The sequence below is a fragment of the Micromonospora sp. NPDC050980 genome (assembly GCF_040653835.1).
GTDB lineage: Bacteria > Actinomycetota > Actinomycetes > Mycobacteriales > Micromonosporaceae > Micromonospora.
Window position 1 is genome coordinate 181,098 of the sequence record NZ_JBFAGS010000002.1, and the last position, 21,314, is coordinate 202,411.

The following is a 21,314-nucleotide window of genomic DNA, read 5'->3' on the forward strand; positions in this document are numbered from 1 at the left end:
ACCGAGGAGAGGAGCATCCGGTGAGCCAGTTCACCATCGACGACCTGAAGCGGATCATGCGGGAGTGCGCGGGCGAGGAGGAGGGCGCCGGCCTGGACGGCGACATCGGGGAGGTGCCGTTCGAGCAGCTCGGCTACGACTCGTTGGCCCTGCTGGAGACCGCCGCTCGGGTGGGGCGGGAGTTGCGGGTGTCGCTCCCCGACGACCTGGTCGCCGAGGTCGACACCCCGGCGGCGTTCGTCGCCTTCGTGAACGGTCGATTCCTGGCCCAGACCCACTGATCAATTTCGGACTATCAGCGGCGGGCCGGGAGTGACGCTCCCGGCCCGCGGTGGCTGCCGCCCGGCACCGGACGCGCCGGCCCTCAGTGCCGCGCCGCGCGCTGCCGGTCGTACACCGCACGGCACTGGGCGTACGTCGGCAGCAGGCCGGCGCGGATCGCCTCCGCCAGCCCCGGCGCCTCGGCGTCCTTGCGGGACATCAGTGGTGGCCCGGCGAGTTGCCACGGCAGGGCCAGCTCGGGATCCAGCGGGTTCACCTCCAACGGGGTGCCCGGCACGTAGGTGGTGGAGCACAGGTATCCCACGCAGGCGTCGTCGGTCAGCGCCACGAAGCCGTGCCCGAGTCCCTCCGCCACGAACACCGCCACGCCGCCGTCGGCGTCCAACCGGTTCACCGCGTGCGTGCCGAAGGTCGGCGAGTCCAACCGCAGGTCCACCACGATGTCCAGCACCGCGCCCCGGACGCAGTTGACGACCTTCGCCTGCCCCGGCGGCAGCCGCACGCCGTGGATGCCGCGCAGCGTGCCGCGGCGGGAGACGGAGAAGTTCGCCTGCCGTGCGGTGAACGCGTGGCCGGTGGCCGCCAGCAGGCGGTCGCGGCGCAGGGATTCGTAGAAGCAGCCGCGCTCGTCCGTCAGCTTGCTCGGAACGATCCGGTACGCGTCGAGCACCGACAACGGTTGGATCTCCATGCCCGGAAGTTAGCCACGACGACTCAAGCCTGGGTCGAACGCCCGCCGTCCCGGGTCGTGGACCGGTCCTCGAAGTCACCTCGTGCCCCGGTCCGTATCCATGAAGGTGCCCGGCCGCGCGTAGGTGCCAGCGGCCCGTCGAGAGTGGGTTACCGCATGAAGGCTCTGGTCCTTGCCGGCGGCCTCGGCAGCAGGCTCCGGCCGTTCAGTTACAGCATGCCCAAGCAGTTGGTGCCGGTCGCCAACCGGCCCGTGCTGCTGCACTGCCTCGATCGACTGCGCGAGGTCGGCATCACCGACGTCGCCATCGTGGTCAGCAGCGAACGGGGTCAGGCGATCCGCGACGCCGTGGGCGACGGCAGCGAGCTCGGCCTCCGGGTCAGCTACCTGCCCCAGGAAGCGCCGCTCGGCCTGGCGCACTGCGTCCGGCTCGCGGCGGAGTTCCTCGGCGACGACGACTTCCTGATGTATCTCGGCGACAACATCTTCGCCAGCGGCCTCGGTGAGCTGACCGAGGCGTTCCGCCGGGACCGACCGGCGGCGCAGCTCGTGGTCACGAAGGTGTCCGACCCGTCGGAGTACGGCGTCGCCGAGGTCGACCCGGACGGCCGGGTCAGCCGGCTGGTGGAGAAGCCGGCCAATCCGACGAGCGACCTGGCCGTCATCGGGGTGTACTTCTTCACCGCCGCGATCCACGAGGCGACCCGGCGGATCCAACCGAGCGCCCGCGGCGAGCTGGAGATCACCGATGCCGTGCAGTGGCTGGTGGAGCAGGGCGCGGACGTGCGAGCGGCGCTCTACACCGGATACTGGCGCGACACCGGTCGCATCGACGACATGCTCGAGTGCAACCGGGTGCTGCTGGAGTCCACCGAGCGGCGGGTGCAGGGGGAGGTGGACGTCGCCAGCGAGATCTGCGGAGCGGTCGCCATCGAGCCCGGCGCCCGGGTGGTCCGCTCCCGCATCGTCGGCCCGGCCGTGGTCGGCGCCGGCAGTGTCGTCGTGGACAGCTACGTCGGCCCGTACACCGCGCTGGGCCAGGGCTGCGTGCTCGCCGGCGCGGGCATCGAGTACTCGATCGTGCTGGACCGGGTCTCGGTGCGCGACGTCCGCGGCATCCACGGGTCGCTGATCGGCCGCTCCGCCGAGGTGTGCCTGTCCGCCGGCGAGGTCGCCCGGCACTGCCTGGTCATCGGTGACGACACCCGGGTGGAGGTAGTGGCGTGAGGCTCCTGGTCACCGGCGGCGCCGGGTTCATCGGATCGCACTACGTGCGGGGGCTGCTCGCCGGCCGGCACGCCGGCTGGACGGACGCGGACGTCACCGTGCTGGACAAGTTCACCTATGCCGGCAACCGGGACAACCTGCCGGCGGCGCATCCGCGGCTGACCGTGGTGGAGGGGACCATCTGCGACGGCGACCTGCTGACCGACCTGCTGCCCGGACACGACGCGGTGGTGCACTTCGCCGCGGAGTCGCACGTGGACCGCTCGGTCGCCGGCGCCGCCCCGTTCGCCATGACCAACGTGGTGGGCACCCAGGCGCTGCTGGAGGCGTGCGTCCGCACCGGTGTGCAACGGGTGGTGCACGTCTCCACGGACGAGGTCTACGGCTCCATCGACGCCGGCTCCTGGACCGAGTCCTGGCCGCTGCTGCCCAACTCGCCGTACGCGGCGACGAAGGCCGGCAGCGACCTGGTGGCCCGTTCCTTCTGGCGCACCCACGGGTTGTCCGTCTCGATCACCCGGTGCTGCAACAACTACGGCCCCTACCAGCACCCGGAGAAGGTCATCCCGCGCTTCGTGACGAACCTGCTGGAGGGCGAGCCGGTCCCGTTGTACGGCGACGGCCGCAACGTGCGGGAGTGGCTGCACGTGGACGACCACTGCCGCGCGGTGCACCTGGTGCTCACCGGCGGCGGGGCCGGCGAGGTCTACAACGTCGGCGGGGGCGTCGAGCTGAGCAACCGGGAGCTGACCGAGCTGCTGCTGCGGCACTGCGGCGCCGACTGGTCGATGGTGCGCCGGGTGGCCGACCGGCCCGGCCACGACCTGCGCTACTCACTGGACGACAGCAAGATCCGCACCGAGCTGGGCTACCGGCCACGTGTCGACTTCGACAGCGGACTGGGCGAGGTCGTGCAGTGGTACCGGGACAACTCCTGGTGGTGGAAGCCGCTACGGGGCACGCGCTAGCGGAACGGGAGGACATCATGCGAGTACTTGTCACCACGGCCCCGTTGCACGGCCACTTCTTCCCACTCGTGCCGGTGAGCTGGGCGCTGCGCGCCGCCGGCCACGAGGTGCTGGTCGCCGCCCCCGCCAACTTCGTCGAGGAGATCGCCGCGACGGGCCTGCCGGTGGCGCCGTCCGCCGGTGCTGTCGAGTTCGCCGACTTCATGTTCCACGACCGGGACGGGCGGCGGCTCGACCAGCCGAGCGACCCGGCCCAGCGCCGGCAGTCCAGCGGTCGGGCCTGGGGCCGGCTGGCCGCCCGTACCCTCGACGGCACCCACGACCTGGTCCACACCTGGCGGCCGGACCTGGTGATCGGCGAACCCACCGAGTTCGCCGGCGCGGTCGCCGCGGCCACCGCCGGCATCCCGTGGGTCGAGCACTCCTGGGGCCTCGCCGTCCAGCCCGAGTACCGGCCGGCGGCCGCTGTCGAACTGCGCGGCGAGTGCGCCCGGTACGGGCTGGCCGGCCTGCCCGAGCCGGCCCTGCGGATCGACGTCTGCCCGCCGTCGGTGCAGCGCCCCGGCACGCCGGCCGGGCAGCGGATGCGGTACGTGCCGTTCAACGGGCCGGCGGTGCTGCCGGACTGGGCGCGGACGCCGGCGCGGGAGACCCGCATCTGCCTGACCCTGGGCAGCATGCTGCCCCGGCACGGGCTGCTGGACTTCGCCGGGATGCTGCGCGACTGGGCGACCGCGCTCACCCGGCTCGGCGCGGAGGTGGTCGTCGGGGTCGCCGACGAGGTGGCCCGGTCCTGGTCGGACCTGCCGCCGCGGGTCCGCGCCACCGGCTGGCTGCCGCTGCACCTGGTGCTGCCGAGCTGCGCCGCCGTGGTGCACCACGGCGGGCCCGGCTCGCTGTTCACCGCGCTCGCGCTCGGCGTGCCCCAACTGGCGCTGCCGCAGACCGCCGACCAGTTCGAGAACGCCGACCGGATGGTCGCCGCCGGCGCCGGGCTGCGGCTGCTGCCGGCGGAACGGACCACCGACGCGGTGGTGACCGCCTGCCGCGACCTGCTGGCCGAGTCCCGGTACCGCAAGAACGCCGAGTTGATCGCCGAGGAGAACGCCGCCGGGCCCGGCCCGGCGGAGGTCGTCGGCGTGCTGGAACGGCTCGTCACGGCGAGCCCCTGGAAGGAGATGGCGTGACCACCACCGCAGCACGACCCGGACTGGTCTCCGCGCACGGCCGGCGCACCGCCGAGCGGTTCACCGAGTCGGCCCTCGTCACCGACGGCCGGCTGCTACCCACCGAACGGCTCGACGCCTGGCTGGCCGAGCGGGCCGGCGTCAACCGGTTCGCGGTGCAGCGGGTGCCGTTCGCCGACCTGGACGGCTGGCGGTTCGCCGAGGACACCGGCAACCTGGTGCACGCCAGCGGCCGGTTCTTCTCGGTGGAGGGCCTGGAGGTGCGCACCGACTTCGGCCGTACGCCCCGGTGGACCCAGCCGATCATCAACCAGCCCGAGATCGGCATCGTCGGCATCCTGGTCAAGGAGTTCGACGGCGTCCTGCACTGCCTCATGCAGGCCAAGATGGAGCCGGGCAACGTCAACACCCTGCAGTTGTCGCCGACCGTGCAGGCCACCCGCAGCAACTACACGAGGGTGCACAAGGGCAGCGCCATCCCGTACCTGGAGCACTTCGTGGCGCCGCGCGCCGGCGCCGTGCTCGCCGACTCGCTGCAATCCGAGCAGGGCGCGTGGTTCCTGCACAAGCGCAACCGGAACATGGTCGTCGAGACGACCGAGGACGTCGAGGTCCGCGACGACTTCTGCTGGCTGACCCTCGGCCAGATCCACGAGCTGCTGCGGGTGGACAACCTGGTCAACATGGACGCGCGTACGGTGCTGTCCGGCATTCCCTTCGCCCGGCCGGACGGACCGGCCCGGGCGGTCGCCGGCGACGACCCGTTCCGGGCGGCGCTTGTGGAGTCGGTGGGCGGCCGGCGCGGCGCCCTGCACAGCACCGTCGAGGTGCTGAGCTGGCTGGTCGAGGCCAAGTCCCGGCACATGGTCGCGCAGCGGCGGATCCCGCTGCGGGCGCTGGAGGGCTGGCGGTGCGGCGACGACGTGATCTCGCACGAGGCCGACAAGTACTTCCAGGTCGTCGGTGTGCGGGTGGAGGCCAGCAGCCGGGAGGTGTCGAGTTGGACGCAGCCGCTGGTGGCGCCGGTCGGGCACGGCATCTCGGCGTTCCTCACCCGGCGTCTCGACGGCGTCCTGCACGTGCTGGCCCAGGCCCGGGCCGAGGCGGGCACGCTGGACGTGGTGGAGGTGGCGCCCACCGTGCACTGCCTGCCCGGCAACTACCGGGACGTGCCGGCGGAGGAGCGACCGCCGTTCCTCGACCACGTGCTGTCGGTCGACCGGTCCCGGATCCGCTACGAGGTGCTCCAGTCCGAGGAAGGCGGACGCTTCTACCACGCGCAGAACCGTTACCAGATCATCGAGGCGGACGACCTGCCACTGGCCGAGCCACCCGGCTACTGCTGGATGACGGTGGCGCAGCTCATGTCGATGCTGCGGCTGTCCAACCACCTCAACGTGGAGGCGCGCAGCCTGGTCGCGTGCCTGCAGACGCTGTGGTGAGCGACCCGGCCGGGCACCGGGCGGCCACCGGTGCCGCGGCGGCCCGCCGGCCGATCCGGCTGGGCGTGCTCGGCTGCGCCGACATCGCCTGGCGCAAGACGCTACCCGCGCTGGCCGCCGTACCGCGGCTACGGCTGACGGCGGTGGCCAGCCGCACCGCGGACCGGGCGGCCCGGTTCGCCGACCGGTTCGGCGGCACAGCGGTGACCGGATACCCGGCACTGCTGGCCCGCGACGACGTGGACGCGGTCTACCTGCCGCTGCCGGCCGCGCTGCACGCGCCCTGGGTGGAGCGGGCGCTGCGCGCCGGCAAGCACGTGCTCGCGGAGAAGCCCCTCGCGACCGTCGAGGCCGACGCCCGGCGGCTGGTGGCGCTCGCCGCCGACCTCGGCCTGGTGTTGGCTGAGAACTACATGTTCACCCGGCACTCCCAGCACGCCGAGGTACGCCGTCTCGTCGCCGCCGGAGTGGTCGGTGAACCCCGCCTGCTGACCGCGGCGTTCGCCATCCCGGCGCTGCCCGCCGACGACATCCGCTACCGTCCCGACGTCGGCGGCGGAGCCCTGGCCGACGTGGGCGGCTACCCGCTGCGGGCCGCCACCATGCTGCTCGGCCAAGGGCTGGAGGTGGTCGGCGCGACACTGCGCCGGGACCCGGCCCGGGGCGTCGACCTGTCCGGGACCGTCCTGCTGGTCACCCCGGACGGGGTGGCCGCGCAGCTCGCCTTCGGCATGGAACACGCCTACCGGTGCGAGTACGAGATCTGGGGCAGCGCCGGCCGGCTGCGGCTGGACCGGGCGTTCACCCCGCCCGCCACCTGGAAACCGGTGCTGCGCGTCGAGCGCGGCGGCGAGGTGCAGGAGCGGGTCCTGGCACCGGACGACCAGTTCGTGGCCGCCCTGGGCGCGTTCGCCGACGCCGTGGGCACCGGCACGGACAGCGGACTGCAGGGCCCGGCAATCCTTCGCCAGGCCGCCCTGGTGCAGCGGATCCGGGACACCGCCCGCTACCTGGACCTCCCACACTGACCGGCGGCGAGGAGCGCGGATGGACATCATCGGACGGGGTTTCCTGGCCCGGCACCTGGCGGCCCGGTCGACCGCCCACGACGGGGTGCTGGTGCTGGCCGCCGGCGTGTCGGCGGCCAGCGGCACCGCTCAGGCCGACTTCGACCGGGAGGCGGCGTTGGTCGCCGAGGCGGTACGGCGGTGTGCCGCCGACGGGCGCCGCCTGCTGATCTTCTCTACCGCCTCCACCGGCATGTACGGCGCGACCGGCCGGGGTCGGGAGGACGAGCCGGTGCGCCCCGGCACCCCGTACGGCTGGCACAAGCTGGCGGTCGAGGGCCTGGTCCGCGAATCCGGGGTGGACCACCTGGTGGTCCGGCTGGCGCACGTGGCCGGCCCGGCCCAGCCCGCGCACCAACTGCTGCCCTCCCTGGCCGACCAGGTGCTCGCCGGCCGGGTACGGCTGCACGCGGGGGCGCGCCGGGACATCATCGACGTGGTCGACGTGGTGGCCGTCCTCGACCATCTGCTGGGCGCGGGGGTCAGCCGGGAGGTGGTGAACATCGCCACCGGGCACGCGGTGCCGGTGGAGCGGCTCGTCGACCGGATCGAGCAGCGGCTCGGCGTGCGGGCCCGGCGCACCGTGGTGGCGACCCGCCCGGTCAACCACTTCGTCTGCACCGAGAAACTGCGCCGGCTCGTGCCCGCGGTGGCGGCCATGGGTTTCACCGAAACCTACTACGAGGCGGTGCTCGACCGGTACGTGGTCGCCCGCCCACTGGTCCGGACGGCCTGACCGGCCGCACGGCCAGCAGAGGGAGATGAGACGTCGGATGCGGATCCTGTTCGTCACGTCGGCGCTGCCGTCGCACTTCTTCGCGATGGCGCCGTTCGGCTGGGCCGCCCGGGCGGCCGGGCACGCGGTGCGGGTGGCCACGCCACCGGGACTGGCCGCGGCCGTCGCCCGGTCCGGGCTGCCCACCGTCGCGGTGGGCGAGGAGGTGGACTTCGCCGCGGGCTACCGCGGCCGGCGGCCGGGCGCCTCGGCGGACCCCAAGCGGATGTTCGCGGCCGTGGCCGAGGCCATGGTCGCGGACCTGGTGGAACTGGCCCGGAGCTGGCGGGCCGAGCTTCTGGTGTGGGAGCCGACCTCGTTCGCGGGGCCGGTCGCCGCCGCCGCTCTCGGGGTGCCGTCGCTGCGCTACCTGTGGGGCCCGGACATCGTCGGCCGGGGGACCGGCGGCCGGGACCGGCTGCCCGAGGCGGTGCGGGCCCTGTTCGACCGCTACGCCGACGGCCTGGCCGGGGTGCCGGAGTGGACCACTGTGGACCCGTGCCCGCCGTCGGTGCAGCTGCCCACCAGCGGCCCGTGGCGGCACGTCCGGTACGTGCCGCACAGCACCGCCAGCCGCGTCGAGCCGGCCGCGTTGCGTCCCCCGGACCGGCCCCGGGTGCTGGTGACCCTCGGCATGTCGGTCACCGACCTGGTGGGCCCGCGGGCCTTCCTGCCGCCGCTGGTCGTCCGGGCACTCGCCGACGAGGACGTCGAGACGCTGGTGGCGCTGCCCGCCGGCCAGGCGGCGGCGCTCACCGACGCCGGGCCGCTGCCGGCCAACGTGCGCACCATCACCGACTGTCCGCTGCCGGCGCTGCTCGCGGACGCCGCGGTGGTGGTGCACCACGGCGGCGCGGGCACCCTGCTGAGCGCCGTCAACGCCGGGGTGCCGCAGCTCGTCCTCGCCCAGATGCCCGACCTCGCCTTCTACGGCGACCGGGTGGCCGGCACCGGCGCGGCGCTGCGGCTCGACGCCGACGTCACCGGGTCGGCGATCCGCGACGCGGTCGCCGCGTTGCGCGCCGACGACGGCCCGGCCGGTGCCGGCCACCGGGCCGCCGCGGCCCGGCTGCGTGCCGAGGCGCTGCGGCAACCCACCCCCGCGCAACTCGCGACCGAGCTGCTCGACCCCGCCACCCAGCACGAGGAGTCCTTCGCATGAACCGATCCCGAACGCCCATCGGCCTGTTCTTCTTCGCCGCCCTCGGCGACGAGGCGCCCCGCACGTACCGGCTGATGCTCGACGCCGCCCGCCGGGGCGAGGAACTCGGCCTCGACTTCGTCTCCACCCCCGAGCGGCACTTCCACCGGTTCGGCGGGGCGTTTCCCAACCCGGCCGTCACCTCGGCGGCGCTGGCGGCGGTCACGAGCCGGATGCAGATCCGGGCCGGCAGCGTGGTGACCCCGCTGCACCCCGCCCTGCGGGTGGTGGAGGACTTCGCGCTCGTCGACTGCATCTCCGGCGGCCGGGCCGGCATCTCCGTCGGCTCCGGATGGAACGTCAACGACTTCGTCCTCAACCCGCAAGCGTACCACGACCGGCGGGAGCGGATGCTGCGCGACGTGGCGGAGATCCGGCGGGTGTGGCGCGACGGCACCTGGAGTGGGACCAACCCGGTCGGTGGGGCGGTCACCCTGCCGGTCTTCCCCCGGCCCGTCCAGGCCGAACTGCCGATCTGGGTCACCGTGTCGCGCAGCCCGGAGACCTTCCGGCAGGCCGGTGCACTGGGCGCGAACGTGCTGACCCACCTGGAGAACCAGGACCTCGACGCGCTGGCGGGCAACATCGGCGCCTACCGCGAGGCGTACGAGCGTGACCACCCGGGGCGGACCGGCACGGTCACCCTGATGATGCACACCTACGTCGCGGACAGCACGCGCCGGGCCCGGGAGGTGGCGCTGCCGTGGCTGCGGTCGTACCTGCGGACCGCGATCGACCTGGAGTCCCGGGCGGTCGGCGCCGGCGGCCGGATGAGCGGCGGCCGGACCGGGCGCACGGTGATGACGGACGAGCGGGGCCGGGACCGCCTGGTGGAGATCGCGGTGAACCGCTACCTGGCCGGGACCTCGTTGATCGGGTCGGTGGCCGACTGCCGCCCGGTGGTGGACGCGGTGCGGGCCGCCGGCGTGGACGAGATCGCCGCCCTGGTCGACTTCGTCGGGGACGCCGACGCGGTGCTCGCCGGCCTGCCCCACCTGGCCGCCCTCGCCGTCGGTGACCCGGTGCCGGCCCCGGCCTGACCGCACCGCCCGTCCGCCGGGTCAGGGCCGTCCGGCGCGTGGTCGCGGGGCGGCCCCGTCCCGGCCGGTCGGTCAACCGGTGGGCCGGGCGGAGCCGTCCCGCCAGCCCAGGTCGCGCCAGAGCGCCAACTCCACCTCCGACGGCGGGACGGCGCCGGCGGCGCGCTCCGGATGACCGGGCAGCACCGGGTCGTCCGCCGCTCGCCGGCACGGTGCGCACCCGGGGCCGGGGTCCGGCCAGGCCAGCCCCAGCGCGTGCGACATCGCGACCATGCCCAGCCCGTCGACGAGGTATCGCAGCAACCGCCGCCAGCGGGTCCGGCCGGTCACCGCGGCCCCGCCCCGGTCGCGCGGCGCGGGCCGGCCGCCCGGTCGTACCGTCCGATCATGGCGCGCCCTTCCTCCTCGATGTGCCCGGCGACCACCACGTGGCCCGGCCGGACCCCGGAGCACCCACTGTGGCCCGGCGGCTTCGAGCTGCGGTCCACCGCCGGCCGAGGGTGACCGGCCCGGCGCGGCGGTGCCGCTGCGGCAGCACACCCGGTCGCCGCCGGCGCTGGACCCCGACTCGATCCGGGTGGCCCAGGCTGGCCGCAGCGGGGACCGTGACGAGCTGCGACAGGAGGCGGTATGCGGGTCATGTGCACGGTGTCGGCCTGGCCGAGCCACTACTACCCGATGGTCCCGGTGCTGTGGGCGCTGCGGGCCGCCGGGCACGAGGTCCTGGTGGCCTGCCCGCCGAGCCAGGCCGGGCCGGTGTCCCGGGCCGGCCTGACCCCGGCGCCGGAACTCGGGGAGCTGGCCATCCCGTTCCTGGCTCGGCTACGCAACGTGTGGGACGCCCAGGCGGGCACCTGGCCGTACGACTGGGTGCCGCCGCACCCGGTGACCGGCGCCGACATGTCCTCGCTGGCGGAGTTCGGGTACGCCGACTTCGCCCGCGCCAGCCGGCAGCTGATCGCCGAGCCGGTGGCCCGGGGCGGCCAGGCGGCGATCGACCTCGCCCGCCGCTGGCGGCCGGACCTGATCCTGCACGAGCCGCTCTCCATGGAGGGCCTGCTCGCCGCCCGGGTGGTCGGCGTGCCGTCGGCCGTGCACCTGTGGGGGCCGGTCGGCACGCACGAGGACGACCCGGCGATCCGCGCCGTCGTCGAGTACCCGGTCGGTTCGTTCACGCCGCACCGGGCCGGCCCGCTCACCCTGGACACGGTCACCCACGTCATCGATCCCTGTCCGGCCGGTCTGGCGCCGCCGGTCGACGCCACCCGGCTTGCGGTGCGCTACACCCCGTACAACGGCCCTGGCACCATGCCCACCTGGGTGCTGGAGCCGCCGGAGCGTCAGCGGGTGACGGTGGTCTGGGGCAGCTCGCTCACCGCGATGTTCGGACCGCCGTCGCTGGCGGTGCGGCTCATCCTGGCGGCGCTTGCCGACCTCGACGTGGAGGTGCTGGTGGGCGTCGCCGGACAGGACCTCGACGGCGTGGGTCCGACGCCGGCGAACGTCCGGCTCCTCGACGGGGTGCCGCTGCACGTGGCGCTGCCCGGCAGCGCGGCGGTGGTGCACCACGGCGGTGCCGGCTGCCTGATGACCTCGGTCGCCGCGGGCGTGCCGCAACTGGTCCTGCCCACCGGGATGGACCAGCCGGCCAACGCCGCGCGACTGGCGGCCACCGGCGCCGCGATCCGCCTGCCCCGGGCCGAGGCCACGGTGCAGCGGATCCGGGACGCCGTCACGAGCCTGCTCGACGTGCCGGAGCACCGTCGCGCCGCGCAGCGGCTGGCCGCCCGCAACGAGGAGCGGCCCACCCCGGCCGGGCTGGTCACCGACCTGGAGAAGCTTGCCGCCGGGTGACCGCCGGGCGCGCGGCGCGGGTGGCCGGCCGTCCGTCCGCGCGGCGGGGAACGGCCGACCACCCGGTCACCGCCGCGGCGAGCGGTCCCCGCTCACCGCGTCCGGCGGAATCGCCTCGGCGAGCAGGCGCAACTCCTGCTCGGTCAGCCGCACCCGGGTCGCGGCCACGTTCATCTCCAGATTCGTGGTGCAGCGGGTGCCGGGGATCGGCACGACGTCGGGCCCCTGCGCCAGCAGCCACGCCAGGACCAGCCGGCCCACGCTGACGTCGCGTTCCGCGGCCAGCCGCTCCGCTCGTCTCACCAGGGCCCGGTTGCGGGCGAAGTGTTCGGGCGCGAACCGCGGGTGGTTGCGCCGGTAGTCGCCGTCGCCGAGCTGGTCCACCGAGGTGAGCCGCCCGGTGAGCAGACCCCGACCCAGCGGGCTGCAGGCGACCAGCCCGACTCCGAGTTCCCGGGCCACCGGCAGCACGGTCCCTTCGATCTGCCGTTCGAACAGCGAGTACTCGCTGGCCAGGGCGGCCACCGGGTGCACCGCGGCGGCCCGGCGCAGCTCCTGCGCGCTCACCTCGGACAACCCGATGTGCCGCACCTTGCCGGCCGCCACCAGTTCGGCCAGGGCGCCCGTGCTCTCCTCGACCGGCACCTCCGGGTCGACCCGGGCCAGGTAGTACAGGTCGATGTGGTCGACGCCGAGCCGGCGCAGCGAGGCGTCGCACGCCGCGCGGAGCCGTTGCGGGCTGCCGTCCACCCCCAACGGCCGCCCCTCGGGGGTGAACAGCGCGCCACCCCGGGTGGCCACCACCACGTCGTCCCGGCGGCCCTTGATCGCCGTGCCGAGGAGCGACTCCACGGCGCCGCCGCCGTAGAAGTCGGCGGTGTCCAGCAGCGTGACGCCGGCGTCGAGGGCGTGCCACAGGGTGGCGACCGCCTCGTCCCGGTCGACCGGGCCGTAACCGCCGGTCAAACCGAGGGTGCCCAGCCCGATGGCCGAGGTCACCGGCCCGGCGCTGCCCAATCTGCGGAGCTGCATGAAGTCGTCCCTTTCTGCTGCCCGATACCCGGCTGGCCCTGGTGGCCCCGGTGCGGCCGGTGCGACGCCCGCGCACCGGTGGCGCCGTAGCCGGCTCACGGCAGCCTGGCAGGCCCCGGTCGAAGGCGGTTTGAGTCGATCGGGACCGGACCGGGGCCGGCGCTTCAACGGGCGCTCGACCGGCGCTCGACCGGCGGACGCCACGATCGGCACGTCACGACGGGTGTGAGGGCTCCGGCCCGGAAGGTAGGTGCGCGGTGTCGCAGTCAGGGCATGTCGAGGTGACTCAGCACGTGACGGTGGAGGCCCCCGCGGACGAGGTCTTCGACCTGATCGTGGACGTGCGGCGCTGGCCGCAGTTCTTCGGCTCCCTCGTGCACACCAGTGTGGCGCCCGGATCCGGGGGCGCGACCGACGAGGTGCGGCTGTGGGGGGTACGCGGCGAGTCGGCGGTCCGGGCCTGGACGGCACGCCGGTGGGTCGACCGGGAGAACCTGCGGGTGACCTTCGACAACGACCCGCCGCCGCCCGGGGCCACCGGCCAGCTCGGGCACTGGGAGGTCGAACCGGTCGGCGCCGAGGGTTGCCGGGTCACCCTGCGGCACTCGGTGGTCGCCGCCGACGCCCCGCAGGAGGCGCTCGCCCGGGTCCGCGCGGAGTTCGACAGGCACTCCCGGATCCAGCTCGCCGAGCTGAAGTCCACCGCCGAACGGCGCAAGGAGCTGGAGGAGCTGGTCATCGGCTGGGAGGACACGCTGTTCGTCTCCGGCTCGGCCGAGGACGCCTGGACGATCCTGTACGAGGCCGGCAGGTGGCCGGAGCGGATCCCGCACGTGGCGCGGATCGACCTGATCGAGCCCAGCCCCGGAATCCAGTTCTTCGACATGGACACCTCCACCCCGGACGGGCGCGCGCACACCACCCGTTCGGTGCGGGTCTGCCTGCCGTACGAGTTGATCGTCTACAAGCAGATCACGCTCCCGCCGATGCTGGAGGCGCACACCGGCCACTGGCGCTTCGAGCAGACGCCGGAGGGCACCGTCCTGGGCGCCCGGCACACGGTGACCCTGAAACGGTCCAAGCTGTCGATGCTCGGCCCGGACACGACGGTGGCCGACGCCCGGCGCTACGCCCGGCGGGTGCTGGGCACCAACAGCATGAAGAACCTCCAGATCGCCAAGGCCCACGCGGAGGAGCGGGCCGATGCCTGACCCGTCGGCCGCCGTGGCGGCGCCGGCCGGGTCCGGGCCCGAGCGGGGCGACCCGGCGCACCGGGCGTCGCTGGACTACCCGGCGATCCCGGTCGACGGCCTGCTGCGCGACGCGGCCCGCCGGTGGCCGGACCGGATCGCGATCCAGGACGGCGCGACCCGGCTCAGCTTCGCCGACCTGGACGCGACCGCCGACCGGGTGGCCGCCGCGATCACCCGCCGCGTCGGCGGGCCGGGCCGCCGGTGCGCGATCACCACCGTGCTCAGTCCGCTGTTCGCCGGCGCCTTCTACGGCATCGCCCGCAGCGGCAACGTGGCGGTCTCGGTCAACCCGTTGCACCGGCCGGCGGCGATGGTCGGCACCATCGCCGCGTCCGGCGCCGCGCTCGTGCTCGCCGACCCCGCGACGCTGGCCCGGCTGTCGCCGCTCGCCGACCGGCTGCCCCCGCTGGTCCCGCTGGCCGAGCTGACCGCCCCGGCGGCCGACCCGGTCGGGGGGCAGGCGACGCCGCCGCCTCCGGTCGGGCCGGACGACGTGGCCTGCCTGCACTACACCAGCGGCACCACCGGGGAACCCAAGGGGGTGCTGTTGACCCACCGCAACCTGGTCGTCAACGCCCTGCAGACCGTCCAGGCGCATCACCTGGACACCGCGTCGGTCACCTTCAACGGGCTGCCCGCCTACCATCTGATGCACCTCAACGCGGCGGTGTGCGCCGGGGCCACCCAGCACCTGTACGGCGCGCCGGCCCTGCGGGGCGCCGCCGGGGTGACCGAGTCGGTGCGCGAGGCCGAACGGGTGGGTGCCACCCACTACTACACGCTGCCGGTGCTGCTGGCGATGCTGGCGGCCGACGAGGGCCTCGACCGGCTGCGGGTGACCTCGGTGCGCGGCATGTACTGCGGTGGCTCCGCGCTGCCCGCACCGGTCGCCCGCCGGCTCAGCGACCACTTCGGCATCCCGGTGGTGCAGGGCTTCGGCCTGGCCGAGGCCAGCTCGATGACCCACCTCGACCGCCCGGACCGGCCCCGGTTCGGCTCGGTGGGCGTACCGGCCGCGGACACCGGGTGCCGGGTGGTCGACGTGACGACCCGGGTGCCGCTGGGGGCGGGCGAGGTGGGTGAGATCCAGGTCCGCGGTCCGCAGCTGATGGCCGGGTACGTCGACGGCGCGAGCGCTGTCGACGCCGACGGCTGGTTCAGCACCGGCGACGTCGGGCGGATCGACCCGGAGGGCTACCTGTACCTGGTCGACCGCCTCAAGGACGTCTTCAAGCGCGACAACGAACTGGTGTCGCCCTCGGAGCTGGAACAGGTGCTGGGCACCCACCCCGCGGTGCGCGACTGCGCGGTCGTGGACCGGCCGGACCCGCTGCACGGCGCGGTCCCGGTGGCGCTGCTCGTGCTCGACGGGTCCGCCGGCCCGGATCACGACGAGGTGGCCGCCACCGTGCTCGCGTACGCCAACGGCCGGCTGGCCCCGTTCCAGCGGATCGTCGCCGCGCGGGTCGTCGACGCCGTGCCCCGCACCCCGGTCGGGAAGATCGCCCGGCGCGTCCTGCGCGAGACGTACGACGAACCGGAAACCACCGAGCAGTCCAGAAGGGACGCCCCATGTTCACCCTGATCAACGAGTTCACCGTCACCGGTGACGTCGAGGAGTTCCGGCTGGTGCTGGAGGACTTCAACCGGTACATGTCGGCCCAGCCCGGCGCCGGCGGCTACCGGCTGCTGCGGTCCACCCGCCGCCCGGAGGTGTTCGTCGAACTGGCCGAGTGGGAGAGCGCCGAGGCGCACCAGGCGGCCGTGCGCAGCGATGGCTTCCTGCCGCTGGTGTCCCGGCTGCGCCCGCTTGTCGAGAAGTCGGTGCCGGACCTCTACGAGACGGTGCGGGACGAGCAGACCGTGGCCGGCTGACCGGGCCCACCTTCCGAGACCTCCGAGGAGCCGCTCCATGTCCGAGCCGATCGACGTGCTGGTCGCCGGCGCCGGCCCGGTGGGCCTGACCGCCGCGTACGAACTCGCCCGCCGGGGCGTCCGGGTGCGTCTGGTCGACGCGGCGCCCGGACCGGCGACCACCAGCCGCGCCATCGCCACCCATCCGCGCACCCTGGAGACGTACGACCAGATGGGGATCGTCGACCGCATGGTCGCCCGCGGCCTGGTGGTGCAGGCGTTCACCATGTATTCCAACGGGCGCCGGCTGGCCCGGCTGGACGCCGACTACACCGAGATCCCCACCCGGTTCCCGTTCACCCTCGCCATCGACCAGGTGTTCACCGAGGAGGTGCTGCGGGCGGCGCTGGCCGAACACGGGGTGACCGTCGAGTGGGGCACCCGGCTGGAACGCTTCACCCAGGACGACGCCGCCGTGCGGGCCACCGTGGCCGGCGCGGACGCCGGGCGCCCGGAGGTGGTCGAGGCCGGCTGGCTGGTCGGCTGCGACGGTGGGCACAGCGTGGTCCGCAAGCAGCTCGGCCTGCCGCTGATCGGCGCGGCCAACGAGACCTGGCTGATCGCCGACGCCCTGGTCGACACCGACCTGCCCCGCAACAGCATCTACTGGATCCGGTCCGGCTCCGGCACCCTGATGATGGCGCCGCTGCCGGGGGAGCGGCGGTGGCGGATGCTGGACACCGTCGAGGTCGACCACGACGGCGACGCCGCCGTGATCGCCGAGCGGTTCAGCCGCAAGCTGTCGGCCGGCACCGGGACGCCGGTGTCGGTGCGGTCACCCGGCTGGGTGTCGGTGTTCACGGCACAGCAACGCATGGTGCCGGCCATGCGGGGCGGCCGGGTCTTCGTCGCCGGCGACGCCGCGCACGTGCACAGCCCGGCCTCCGGGCAGGGCATGAACACCGGCATCCAGGAGGCGTACAACCTGGGGTGGAAGCTGGCCCAGGTGGTGCGCGGTGAGGCCGGGCCGGCGCTGTTGGACACCTACGGCGCCGAGCGGGTGCCGATCGGCCGCGAGTTGCTGGGCTCCACCAGACGGGCGACGGCCCTGGTGGCGCTGAAGAACCGGCTCGCCGGTCTGGCGCTGCCGGTGGTCTTCGGCGTCGTGCAGCGGATACCGGCGTTGCGGGTGCGCGGGCAGCGGACCGCGCTGGGTCGGGTCTCCGGGCTCAAGCTGGGCTACCGGACCGGGCCGCTCACCAGCACCGGCTCGACGCCACCGGACGCGCCCGCCCCCGGCGAGCGGGTGACCCGGGTGCATCCGGAGCAGGCCGCGAGCCCCGGTTGGCAGGCCCTGCTGGCGCACCTGCGGGACGTGCGGTGGACGCTGCTGGCCTTCGGCACCGGCGCCGGGTCGACGGCCGACGCCGTCGCCGCCGCGGTGCCGCCCTGGCTGTCCGTACGGCACGTGGTGCGTGCCGCCGACCCCGGCGCGGGCGCCACGACCGGCGCGGCGCCGGTCGCGCTGGTCGACCCGGACGGCGTGCTGGCCGCCACCCTCGGCTGCGCCGACGGCGGATGGCTGCTGATCCGCCCGGACGGCTACGTCGCCGCCCGGGGCGCCGCGCTGAGCGTCGACGCCGTCCGGGCGGCGCTGCGGCCGGCACACCCGCTCCCCGCCCCCGTATCCGCACCCTGACACCTCTTGGCGCGGCCGGTCCGCGTGGCCCCGGGCGACCGGGGCGCGGCCGGCGGCATCCGCAGAAGGGAACGACAGTGACCAGCACCATCGCGCAGCCCTCCGCACCCACCCGCCTCAAGGAACTCGCGCTCGGCCTGGCGTACGCGGCCATGCTGCACGCCGCCACCCGGCTCGGCCTGGCCGACGCGCTGGACGACGAACCGGCGACCGTGGCGGAACTCGCCGCCGCCGTCCGGGCCGACCCGCCGACCCTGGCCCGCCTGCTGCGTGGCCTCACCCTGGAAGGGGTGTTCGCGGCGACCGACGACGGCCGGTACACCCACACCGACCTGTCCCGGCTGTTGCGATCCGACTCGCCGACCCCGATGTCCGACATGGTGCTCTGGGCCGGCGCCGCCTGGGCGTGGGACGCGTGGCCCCGGCTGACGGACGCGGTCCGCACCGGCGAGCCGGTGGTTCCCGGCCTGTACGGCAAGGACTTCTTCACCTATCTGCGTGAGGACGGCGGCGCGGACGCCGCGGTCTTCAACCGGGCGATGACCCAGTCCAGCGGGCAGACCTCCCGGGCCGTCGCCGAGGCGCTGGACGTCACCGGGGCGAAGACGCTCGTCGACGTGGGGGGCGGGCAGGGCCACCTGCTGCGCACCCTGCTGGAGAAGCACCCCCACCTGCACGGCCTGCTGTTCGACCTGCCGGCGGTCGTCGCGGACGCCGACCCCGAGCTGCGGGCGGGCGGTTCACTGGCCCCGCGCACCACCGTCGTGTCGGGTGACTGCCTGGACGGGGTCGCGGTGGAGGCCGACATCTACGTCGTCAAGCAGGTCCTCAAGTGGGACTTCGACAGCTCGGTGCGGGTGCTGGAGCACATCCGCGCCGCGGCCCGGCCGGGCGCGCGGGTGGTGGTGGTGCAGAACCTCATCGACGACACCCCGGAGCCGCGCTACGCCGCCGCGATGGACCTGCTGCTGCTGCTGAACGTCGGTGGCCGGGAACACACCCTGGACGAGTTCCGGCACCTGTTCGACCGGGCCGGGCTGCGGTTCACCGGCGTGACCCCGACCCGCACCTCGCTGCGACTGATCGAGGCCACGGTCTGACCCGCACGACGGCGCCTCGACGGCGGGTCCGTCGGCCTTCGAGGCGCCACCGGCAAGGTGGGGACGATCGGACGAGGGGACAGGAGAAACGATGGACGACCCCGGTACGGACGTGTGCGTCGTCGGCGGCGGACCGGCCGGACTCACCCTGGCGCTGCTGCTGCTGCGCTCCGGCGCGGCCGTCACCGTGGTGGAGAAGGCCCGGTCCACCGACCGGGAGTACCGGGGTGAGATCCTCCAGCCGGGCGGGCTGCGGATCCTCGACCAGCTCGGGGTGCTCGCCGGCGCGCGCCGGCGGGGCGGGTACGAGCTGACCCGCTTCCAGCTCGTCGACGGCGACCGCGTGGTGATGGACATGGACTACCGGCGGCTCCCGGCCCCGCACAACCACCTGCTGAGCATCCCGCAGCGGCATGTGCTGACCGAGCTGCTGCAGCGGTGCGCGGAGCACGACGGCTTCCGCTATCTGGCCGGCCACCGGGTCAGCGCCCTGATCCGCACCGCCGCCACCGGCGGTGTGCGCGGGGTGGTGGCCGAGCACGACGGGTCCCGGGTGACCGTGCCGGCCCGCTGCGTGGTGGGCGCCGACGGCCGGTATTCCAAGACCCGGCGGTTGGCCGGCATCCCCAACGACCGGCAGGAGGTCTTCGACCAGGACGTGCTGTGGTTCCGGCTGCCCGCCGCCGGCCTGCCGACCGGCCGGGTCCGGATCTTCCGGTCCGGCGCCGAACCGCTGCTGGCCTACGACTCCTACCCGGACTCCGTGCAGATCGGTTGGACGGTGCCGCACGGCCGCTACCGGGAGGTGACCGGCGGCGGCGTGGCGCAGGTGCGGGCCGCGGTGGCCCGCTGCCTGCCGGAGTACGCGGACGCGGTGGCCCGGCGGGTGCGTGCCTGGTCCGACCTGACCCTGCTGGACGTGTTCGGCGCCCGGGCCCGGCGCTGGGCCGACGACGGTCTGCTGCTGATCGGCGACGCCGCGCACACGCACAGTCCGCTCGGCGCGCAGGGCATCAACCTGGCCGTCCAGGATGCCGCGGTGGCCCACCCGATCCTGGTGGCGGCGCTGAACGACCGCGACGTGGGCGCCGACCGGCTCGGCGAGTTCGAACGCCGGCGGGGCCGGGACATCGACGCGGTCATGCGCTTCCAGGTCATGCAGAGCAAGGGCATGTTCGCCGCCGGCGGCCTGGCCGGGTTCCTCCGGCCGAAGGTCGCCGGCCTGCTGATGCACACCCCGGTTGGCGCCCGGGTCACCCGGCACGTGACGCTCGGCAACCCGCGCGTGCGGGTGCGTCCGGACGTACGGCTCGACGTCCAGCCCGCAACCAACCGCTGACACCCTTCAGGAGGACGACGTGCGGATCATCGACCTGTCCACGGCCGTGGACGCGTCCAAGTGGGAGCCGGAGACGGTCACCCACGCCATCACCTCACCGGCCGAGGGCGCCGTGCACATGGCGGAGGAGATGGCCGCCAACTTCGGACTGGAGATCTCGCCGAGCGACCTGCGCGACGGGGAGCTGCTGTCCATCGACACGCTGTCGCTGACCACCCACACCGGCACCCACATCGACGCGCCGTCACACTACGGGTCGCGGTGCACCTACGGCGACGGCCGGCCGCGCAACATCGACGAACTGCCGCTGGACTGGTTCTACGGGCCCGGCGTGGTGCTGGACATCAGCGCGGCGGAGAGCGTCGCCGACCAGGCGTTCCTGGAGCGGGAGCTGAAGCGGATCGAGTACACCGTCCAGCCGGGCGACATCGTGCTGCTCTACACCGGCGCCAGCCAGTTCGCCGGCTCGATGCTCTACTTCACCAACTTCGTCGGCCTGGAGGCCACCGCCACCAACTTCCTGCTCGACCAGGGGGTCCGGGTGATCGGCACCGACGCGTTCAGCCTGGACGCGCCGTTCGGTGACATGATCGGCCGGTTCCACGAGTCGGCCGACAACAGCGTGCTGTTCCCGGCCCACTTCGTCGGCCGGGACCGCGAGTACTGCCAGATCGAGCGGCTGGACAACCTCGACGACCTGCCGCCGCACGGCTTCACCGTGGCCTGCTTCCCGGTCAAGATCGCCGGTGCCGGCGCCGGCTGGACCCGCGCCGTGGCGATCCTCGACGAGAAGGTGGCCCGATGAGCGCGCCCACCACCGAGGTCGGGACCCGCAGCACGCCCGCCGGGGCCGGTCTGGCCGAGCTGTACGCGCAGGTGCAGCAGTTCTACGCGGCGCACTTCCACCTGCTCGACTCCGGCGACGCGCACGCCTGGGCCGAGACCTTCACCGAGGACGGGTGGTTCTGGCCGCAGGTGCTGCCCGAGCCGGTCCGGGGCCGCGCGGCGTTGCGCGCCGGGGTGCTGCGTACCCGGGAGAAGCTGGCCGCGGCCAACGAGCAGCACCGGCACTGGCACGGCATGGTGCACGTCCAGCCGGTCGACGAGCGGACCGTGGCGGTGCGCTGCTACGCCCAGATCTTCGCCATCCCGGCCGGCGGCCCGGCCCGGCTGCACCTGCACTGCGTCTGCGAGGACGTGCTGGTCCGCGAGGGCGACGAGTGGAAGGTGCGGCAGCGCAAGGTCGTCCGGGACGACCTGCCGCCGCGAGCCTTCTGACCACCCGCCCGAGGCAGGAAGGACG

21 protein-coding genes are annotated in these 21,314 nt (G+C 74.3%); 18 read left to right on the top strand and 3 right to left on the bottom strand.

Annotated elements, in window-relative coordinates; all coding sequences use genetic code 11:
- The first annotated feature begins 20 nt into the window (after positions 1 to 20).
- Complete coding sequence (locus AB0H28_RS04780) at positions 21 to 281, top strand: acyl carrier protein (protein WP_358034272.1); 261 nt, start codon at positions 21 to 23, stop codon at positions 279 to 281.
- An 83-nt stretch (positions 282 to 364) separates the two neighbouring features.
- On the opposite strand, the gene rfbC is transcribed toward AB0H28_RS04780, so the two are convergent.
- Positions 365 to 973, bottom strand: coding sequence for a dTDP-4-dehydrorhamnose 3,5-epimerase (gene rfbC / locus AB0H28_RS04785; protein WP_358034274.1), 609 nt, complete (start codon positions 971 to 973; stop codon positions 365 to 367).
- A gap of 156 nt (positions 974 to 1,129) precedes the next feature.
- Between rfbC and AB0H28_RS04790 the strand changes: the two genes are divergently transcribed.
- The 8 genes from AB0H28_RS04790 to AB0H28_RS04825 are packed head-to-tail and all read left to right on the top strand — an operon-like array spanning position 1,130 to position 9,880.
- On the top strand, positions 1,130 to 2,200 hold the full coding sequence (locus tag AB0H28_RS04790; RefSeq protein WP_358034276.1) for a glucose-1-phosphate thymidylyltransferase: 1,071 nt from the start codon (positions 1,130 to 1,132) through the stop codon (positions 2,198 to 2,200).
- Positions 2,197 to 3,168 carry a dTDP-glucose 4,6-dehydratase gene (rfbB, locus tag AB0H28_RS04795; RefSeq protein ID WP_358034279.1) on the top strand — a complete coding sequence of 324 codons (972 nt, stop codon included), beginning with the start codon at positions 2,197 to 2,199 and terminating at the stop codon, positions 3,166 to 3,168. Before AB0H28_RS04790 ends, rfbB begins: the two co-directional genes overlap by 4 nt.
- Before the next feature lie 17 nt (positions 3,169 to 3,185).
- The gene (locus tag AB0H28_RS04800) at positions 3,186 to 4,355 is read left to right on the top strand and encodes a nucleotide disphospho-sugar-binding domain-containing protein (protein ID WP_358034282.1); all 1,170 of its coding nucleotides are present in this window, start codon (positions 3,186 to 3,188) and stop codon (positions 4,353 to 4,355) included.
- A complete protein-coding gene (locus AB0H28_RS04805) occupies positions 4,352 to 5,797 on the top strand; it encodes an NDP-hexose 2,3-dehydratase family protein (protein ID WP_358034285.1) in 1,446 nt (481 codons plus the stop codon). The genes AB0H28_RS04800 and AB0H28_RS04805 overlap by 4 nt, the downstream gene beginning before the upstream one ends.
- A 59-nt stretch (positions 5,798 to 5,856) precedes the next feature.
- Positions 5,857 to 6,825: a Gfo/Idh/MocA family oxidoreductase gene (locus AB0H28_RS04810; RefSeq protein ID WP_358035143.1), complete on the top strand. Its 969-nt coding sequence runs from the start codon at positions 5,857 to 5,859 to the stop codon at positions 6,823 to 6,825.
- 19 nt (positions 6,826 to 6,844) lie between these two features.
- A complete protein-coding gene (locus tag AB0H28_RS04815) occupies positions 6,845 to 7,600 on the top strand; it encodes an NAD-dependent epimerase/dehydratase family protein (RefSeq protein WP_358034288.1) in 756 nt (251 codons plus the stop codon).
- A 25-nt stretch (positions 7,601 to 7,625) separates the two neighbouring features.
- Positions 7,626 to 8,801, top strand: coding sequence for a nucleotide disphospho-sugar-binding domain-containing protein (locus AB0H28_RS04820; protein ID WP_358034291.1), 1,176 nt, complete (start codon positions 7,626 to 7,628; stop codon positions 8,799 to 8,801).
- On the top strand, positions 8,798 to 9,880 hold the full coding sequence (locus tag AB0H28_RS04825) for a MupA/Atu3671 family FMN-dependent luciferase-like monooxygenase (RefSeq protein WP_358034293.1): 1,083 nt from the start codon (positions 8,798 to 8,800) through the stop codon (positions 9,878 to 9,880). Before AB0H28_RS04820 ends, AB0H28_RS04825 begins: the two co-directional genes overlap by 4 nt.
- Before the next feature lie 72 nt (positions 9,881 to 9,952).
- Here AB0H28_RS04825 and AB0H28_RS04830 read toward each other — a convergent pair whose 3' ends face one another.
- Entirely contained in the window at positions 9,953 to 10,210 is a 258-nt protein-coding gene (locus AB0H28_RS04830; protein WP_358034296.1) for a DUF6059 family protein, read from the bottom strand.
- 300 nt (positions 10,211 to 10,510) lie between these two features.
- Between AB0H28_RS04830 and AB0H28_RS04835 the strand changes: the two genes are divergently transcribed.
- On the top strand, positions 10,511 to 11,734 hold the full coding sequence (locus tag AB0H28_RS04835) for a nucleotide disphospho-sugar-binding domain-containing protein (RefSeq protein ID WP_358034299.1): 1,224 nt from the start codon (positions 10,511 to 10,513) through the stop codon (positions 11,732 to 11,734).
- Between the two features lie 66 nt (positions 11,735 to 11,800).
- Here the strand turns inward: AB0H28_RS04835 and AB0H28_RS04840 are convergent, their stop codons facing one another.
- Positions 11,801 to 12,766 carry an aldo/keto reductase gene (locus tag AB0H28_RS04840; protein ID WP_358034301.1) on the bottom strand — a complete coding sequence of 322 codons (966 nt, stop codon included), beginning with the start codon at positions 12,764 to 12,766 and terminating at the stop codon, positions 11,801 to 11,803.
- A gap of 281 nt (positions 12,767 to 13,047) precedes the next feature.
- On the opposite strand from AB0H28_RS04840, the gene AB0H28_RS04845 reads away from it, so the two are divergent.
- The 8 genes from AB0H28_RS04845 (at position 13,048) to AB0H28_RS04880 (ending at position 21,289) form a co-directional block, all read left to right on the top strand.
- Complete coding sequence (locus tag AB0H28_RS04845) at positions 13,048 to 13,977, top strand: aromatase/cyclase (protein ID WP_358034303.1); 930 nt, start codon at positions 13,048 to 13,050, stop codon at positions 13,975 to 13,977.
- On the top strand, positions 13,970 to 15,604 hold the full coding sequence (locus AB0H28_RS04850; protein ID WP_358034305.1) for a class I adenylate-forming enzyme family protein: 1,635 nt from the start codon (positions 13,970 to 13,972) through the stop codon (positions 15,602 to 15,604). Before AB0H28_RS04845 ends, AB0H28_RS04850 begins: the two co-directional genes overlap by 8 nt.
- The gene (locus AB0H28_RS04855) at positions 15,592 to 15,894 is read left to right on the top strand and encodes an antibiotic biosynthesis monooxygenase family protein (protein WP_358034307.1); all 303 of its coding nucleotides are present in this window, start codon (positions 15,592 to 15,594) and stop codon (positions 15,892 to 15,894) included. The genes AB0H28_RS04850 and AB0H28_RS04855 overlap by 13 nt, the downstream gene beginning before the upstream one ends.
- A gap of 37 nt (positions 15,895 to 15,931) precedes the next feature.
- Complete coding sequence (locus tag AB0H28_RS04860; protein WP_358034309.1) at positions 15,932 to 17,572, top strand: FAD-dependent oxidoreductase; 1,641 nt, start codon at positions 15,932 to 15,934, stop codon at positions 17,570 to 17,572.
- A gap of 77 nt (positions 17,573 to 17,649) precedes the next feature.
- Positions 17,650 to 18,672 carry a methyltransferase gene (locus AB0H28_RS04865; protein WP_358034311.1) on the top strand — a complete coding sequence of 341 codons (1,023 nt, stop codon included), beginning with the start codon at positions 17,650 to 17,652 and terminating at the stop codon, positions 18,670 to 18,672.
- 91 nt (positions 18,673 to 18,763) lie between these two features.
- Entirely contained in the window at positions 18,764 to 20,011 is a 1,248-nt protein-coding gene (locus AB0H28_RS04870) for an FAD-dependent monooxygenase (protein WP_358034314.1), read from the top strand.
- 19 nt (positions 20,012 to 20,030) lie between these two features.
- Positions 20,031 to 20,816: a cyclase family protein gene (locus AB0H28_RS04875; protein WP_358034316.1), complete on the top strand. Its 786-nt coding sequence runs from the start codon at positions 20,031 to 20,033 to the stop codon at positions 20,814 to 20,816.
- Positions 20,813 to 21,289, top strand: coding sequence for a nuclear transport factor 2 family protein (locus AB0H28_RS04880; protein WP_358034318.1), 477 nt, complete (start codon positions 20,813 to 20,815; stop codon positions 21,287 to 21,289). The genes AB0H28_RS04875 and AB0H28_RS04880 overlap by 4 nt, the downstream gene beginning before the upstream one ends.
- Positions 21,290 to 21,314: the final 25 nt, after the last annotated feature.

What these genes read in the sequence shown, in the direction of transcription:
- rfbC (WP_358034274.1), bottom strand. Translation starts at nt 973, where the DNA reads ATGGAGATCCAACCGTTGTCGGTGCTCGACGCGTACCGGATCGTTCCG.
- AB0H28_RS04790 (WP_358034276.1), top strand. Translation starts at nt 1,130, where the DNA reads ATGAAGGCTCTGGTCCTTGCCGGCGGCCTCGGCAGCAGGCTCCGGCCG.
- AB0H28_RS04800 (WP_358034282.1), top strand. Translation starts at nt 3,186, where the DNA reads ATGCGAGTACTTGTCACCACGGCCCCGTTGCACGGCCACTTCTTCCCA.
- AB0H28_RS04815 (WP_358034288.1), top strand. Translation starts at nt 6,845, where the DNA reads ATGGACATCATCGGACGGGGTTTCCTGGCCCGGCACCTGGCGGCCCGG.
- AB0H28_RS04820 (WP_358034291.1), top strand. Translation starts at nt 7,626, where the DNA reads ATGAGACGTCGGATGCGGATCCTGTTCGTCACGTCGGCGCTGCCGTCG.
- AB0H28_RS04825 (WP_358034293.1), top strand. Translation starts at nt 8,798, where the DNA reads ATGAACCGATCCCGAACGCCCATCGGCCTGTTCTTCTTCGCCGCCCTC.
- AB0H28_RS04835 (WP_358034299.1), top strand. Translation starts at nt 10,511, where the DNA reads ATGCGGGTCATGTGCACGGTGTCGGCCTGGCCGAGCCACTACTACCCG.
- AB0H28_RS04840 (WP_358034301.1), bottom strand. Translation starts at nt 12,766, where the DNA reads ATGCAGCTCCGCAGATTGGGCAGCGCCGGGCCGGTGACCTCGGCCATC.
- AB0H28_RS04850 (WP_358034305.1), top strand. Translation starts at nt 13,970, where the DNA reads ATGCCTGACCCGTCGGCCGCCGTGGCGGCGCCGGCCGGGTCCGGGCCC.
- AB0H28_RS04855 (WP_358034307.1), top strand. Translation starts at nt 15,592, where the DNA reads ATGTTCACCCTGATCAACGAGTTCACCGTCACCGGTGACGTCGAGGAG.
- AB0H28_RS04860 (WP_358034309.1), top strand. Translation starts at nt 15,932, where the DNA reads ATGTCCGAGCCGATCGACGTGCTGGTCGCCGGCGCCGGCCCGGTGGGC.
- AB0H28_RS04870 (WP_358034314.1), top strand. Translation starts at nt 18,764, where the DNA reads ATGGACGACCCCGGTACGGACGTGTGCGTCGTCGGCGGCGGACCGGCC.
- AB0H28_RS04880 (WP_358034318.1), top strand. Translation starts at nt 20,813, where the DNA reads ATGAGCGCGCCCACCACCGAGGTCGGGACCCGCAGCACGCCCGCCGGG.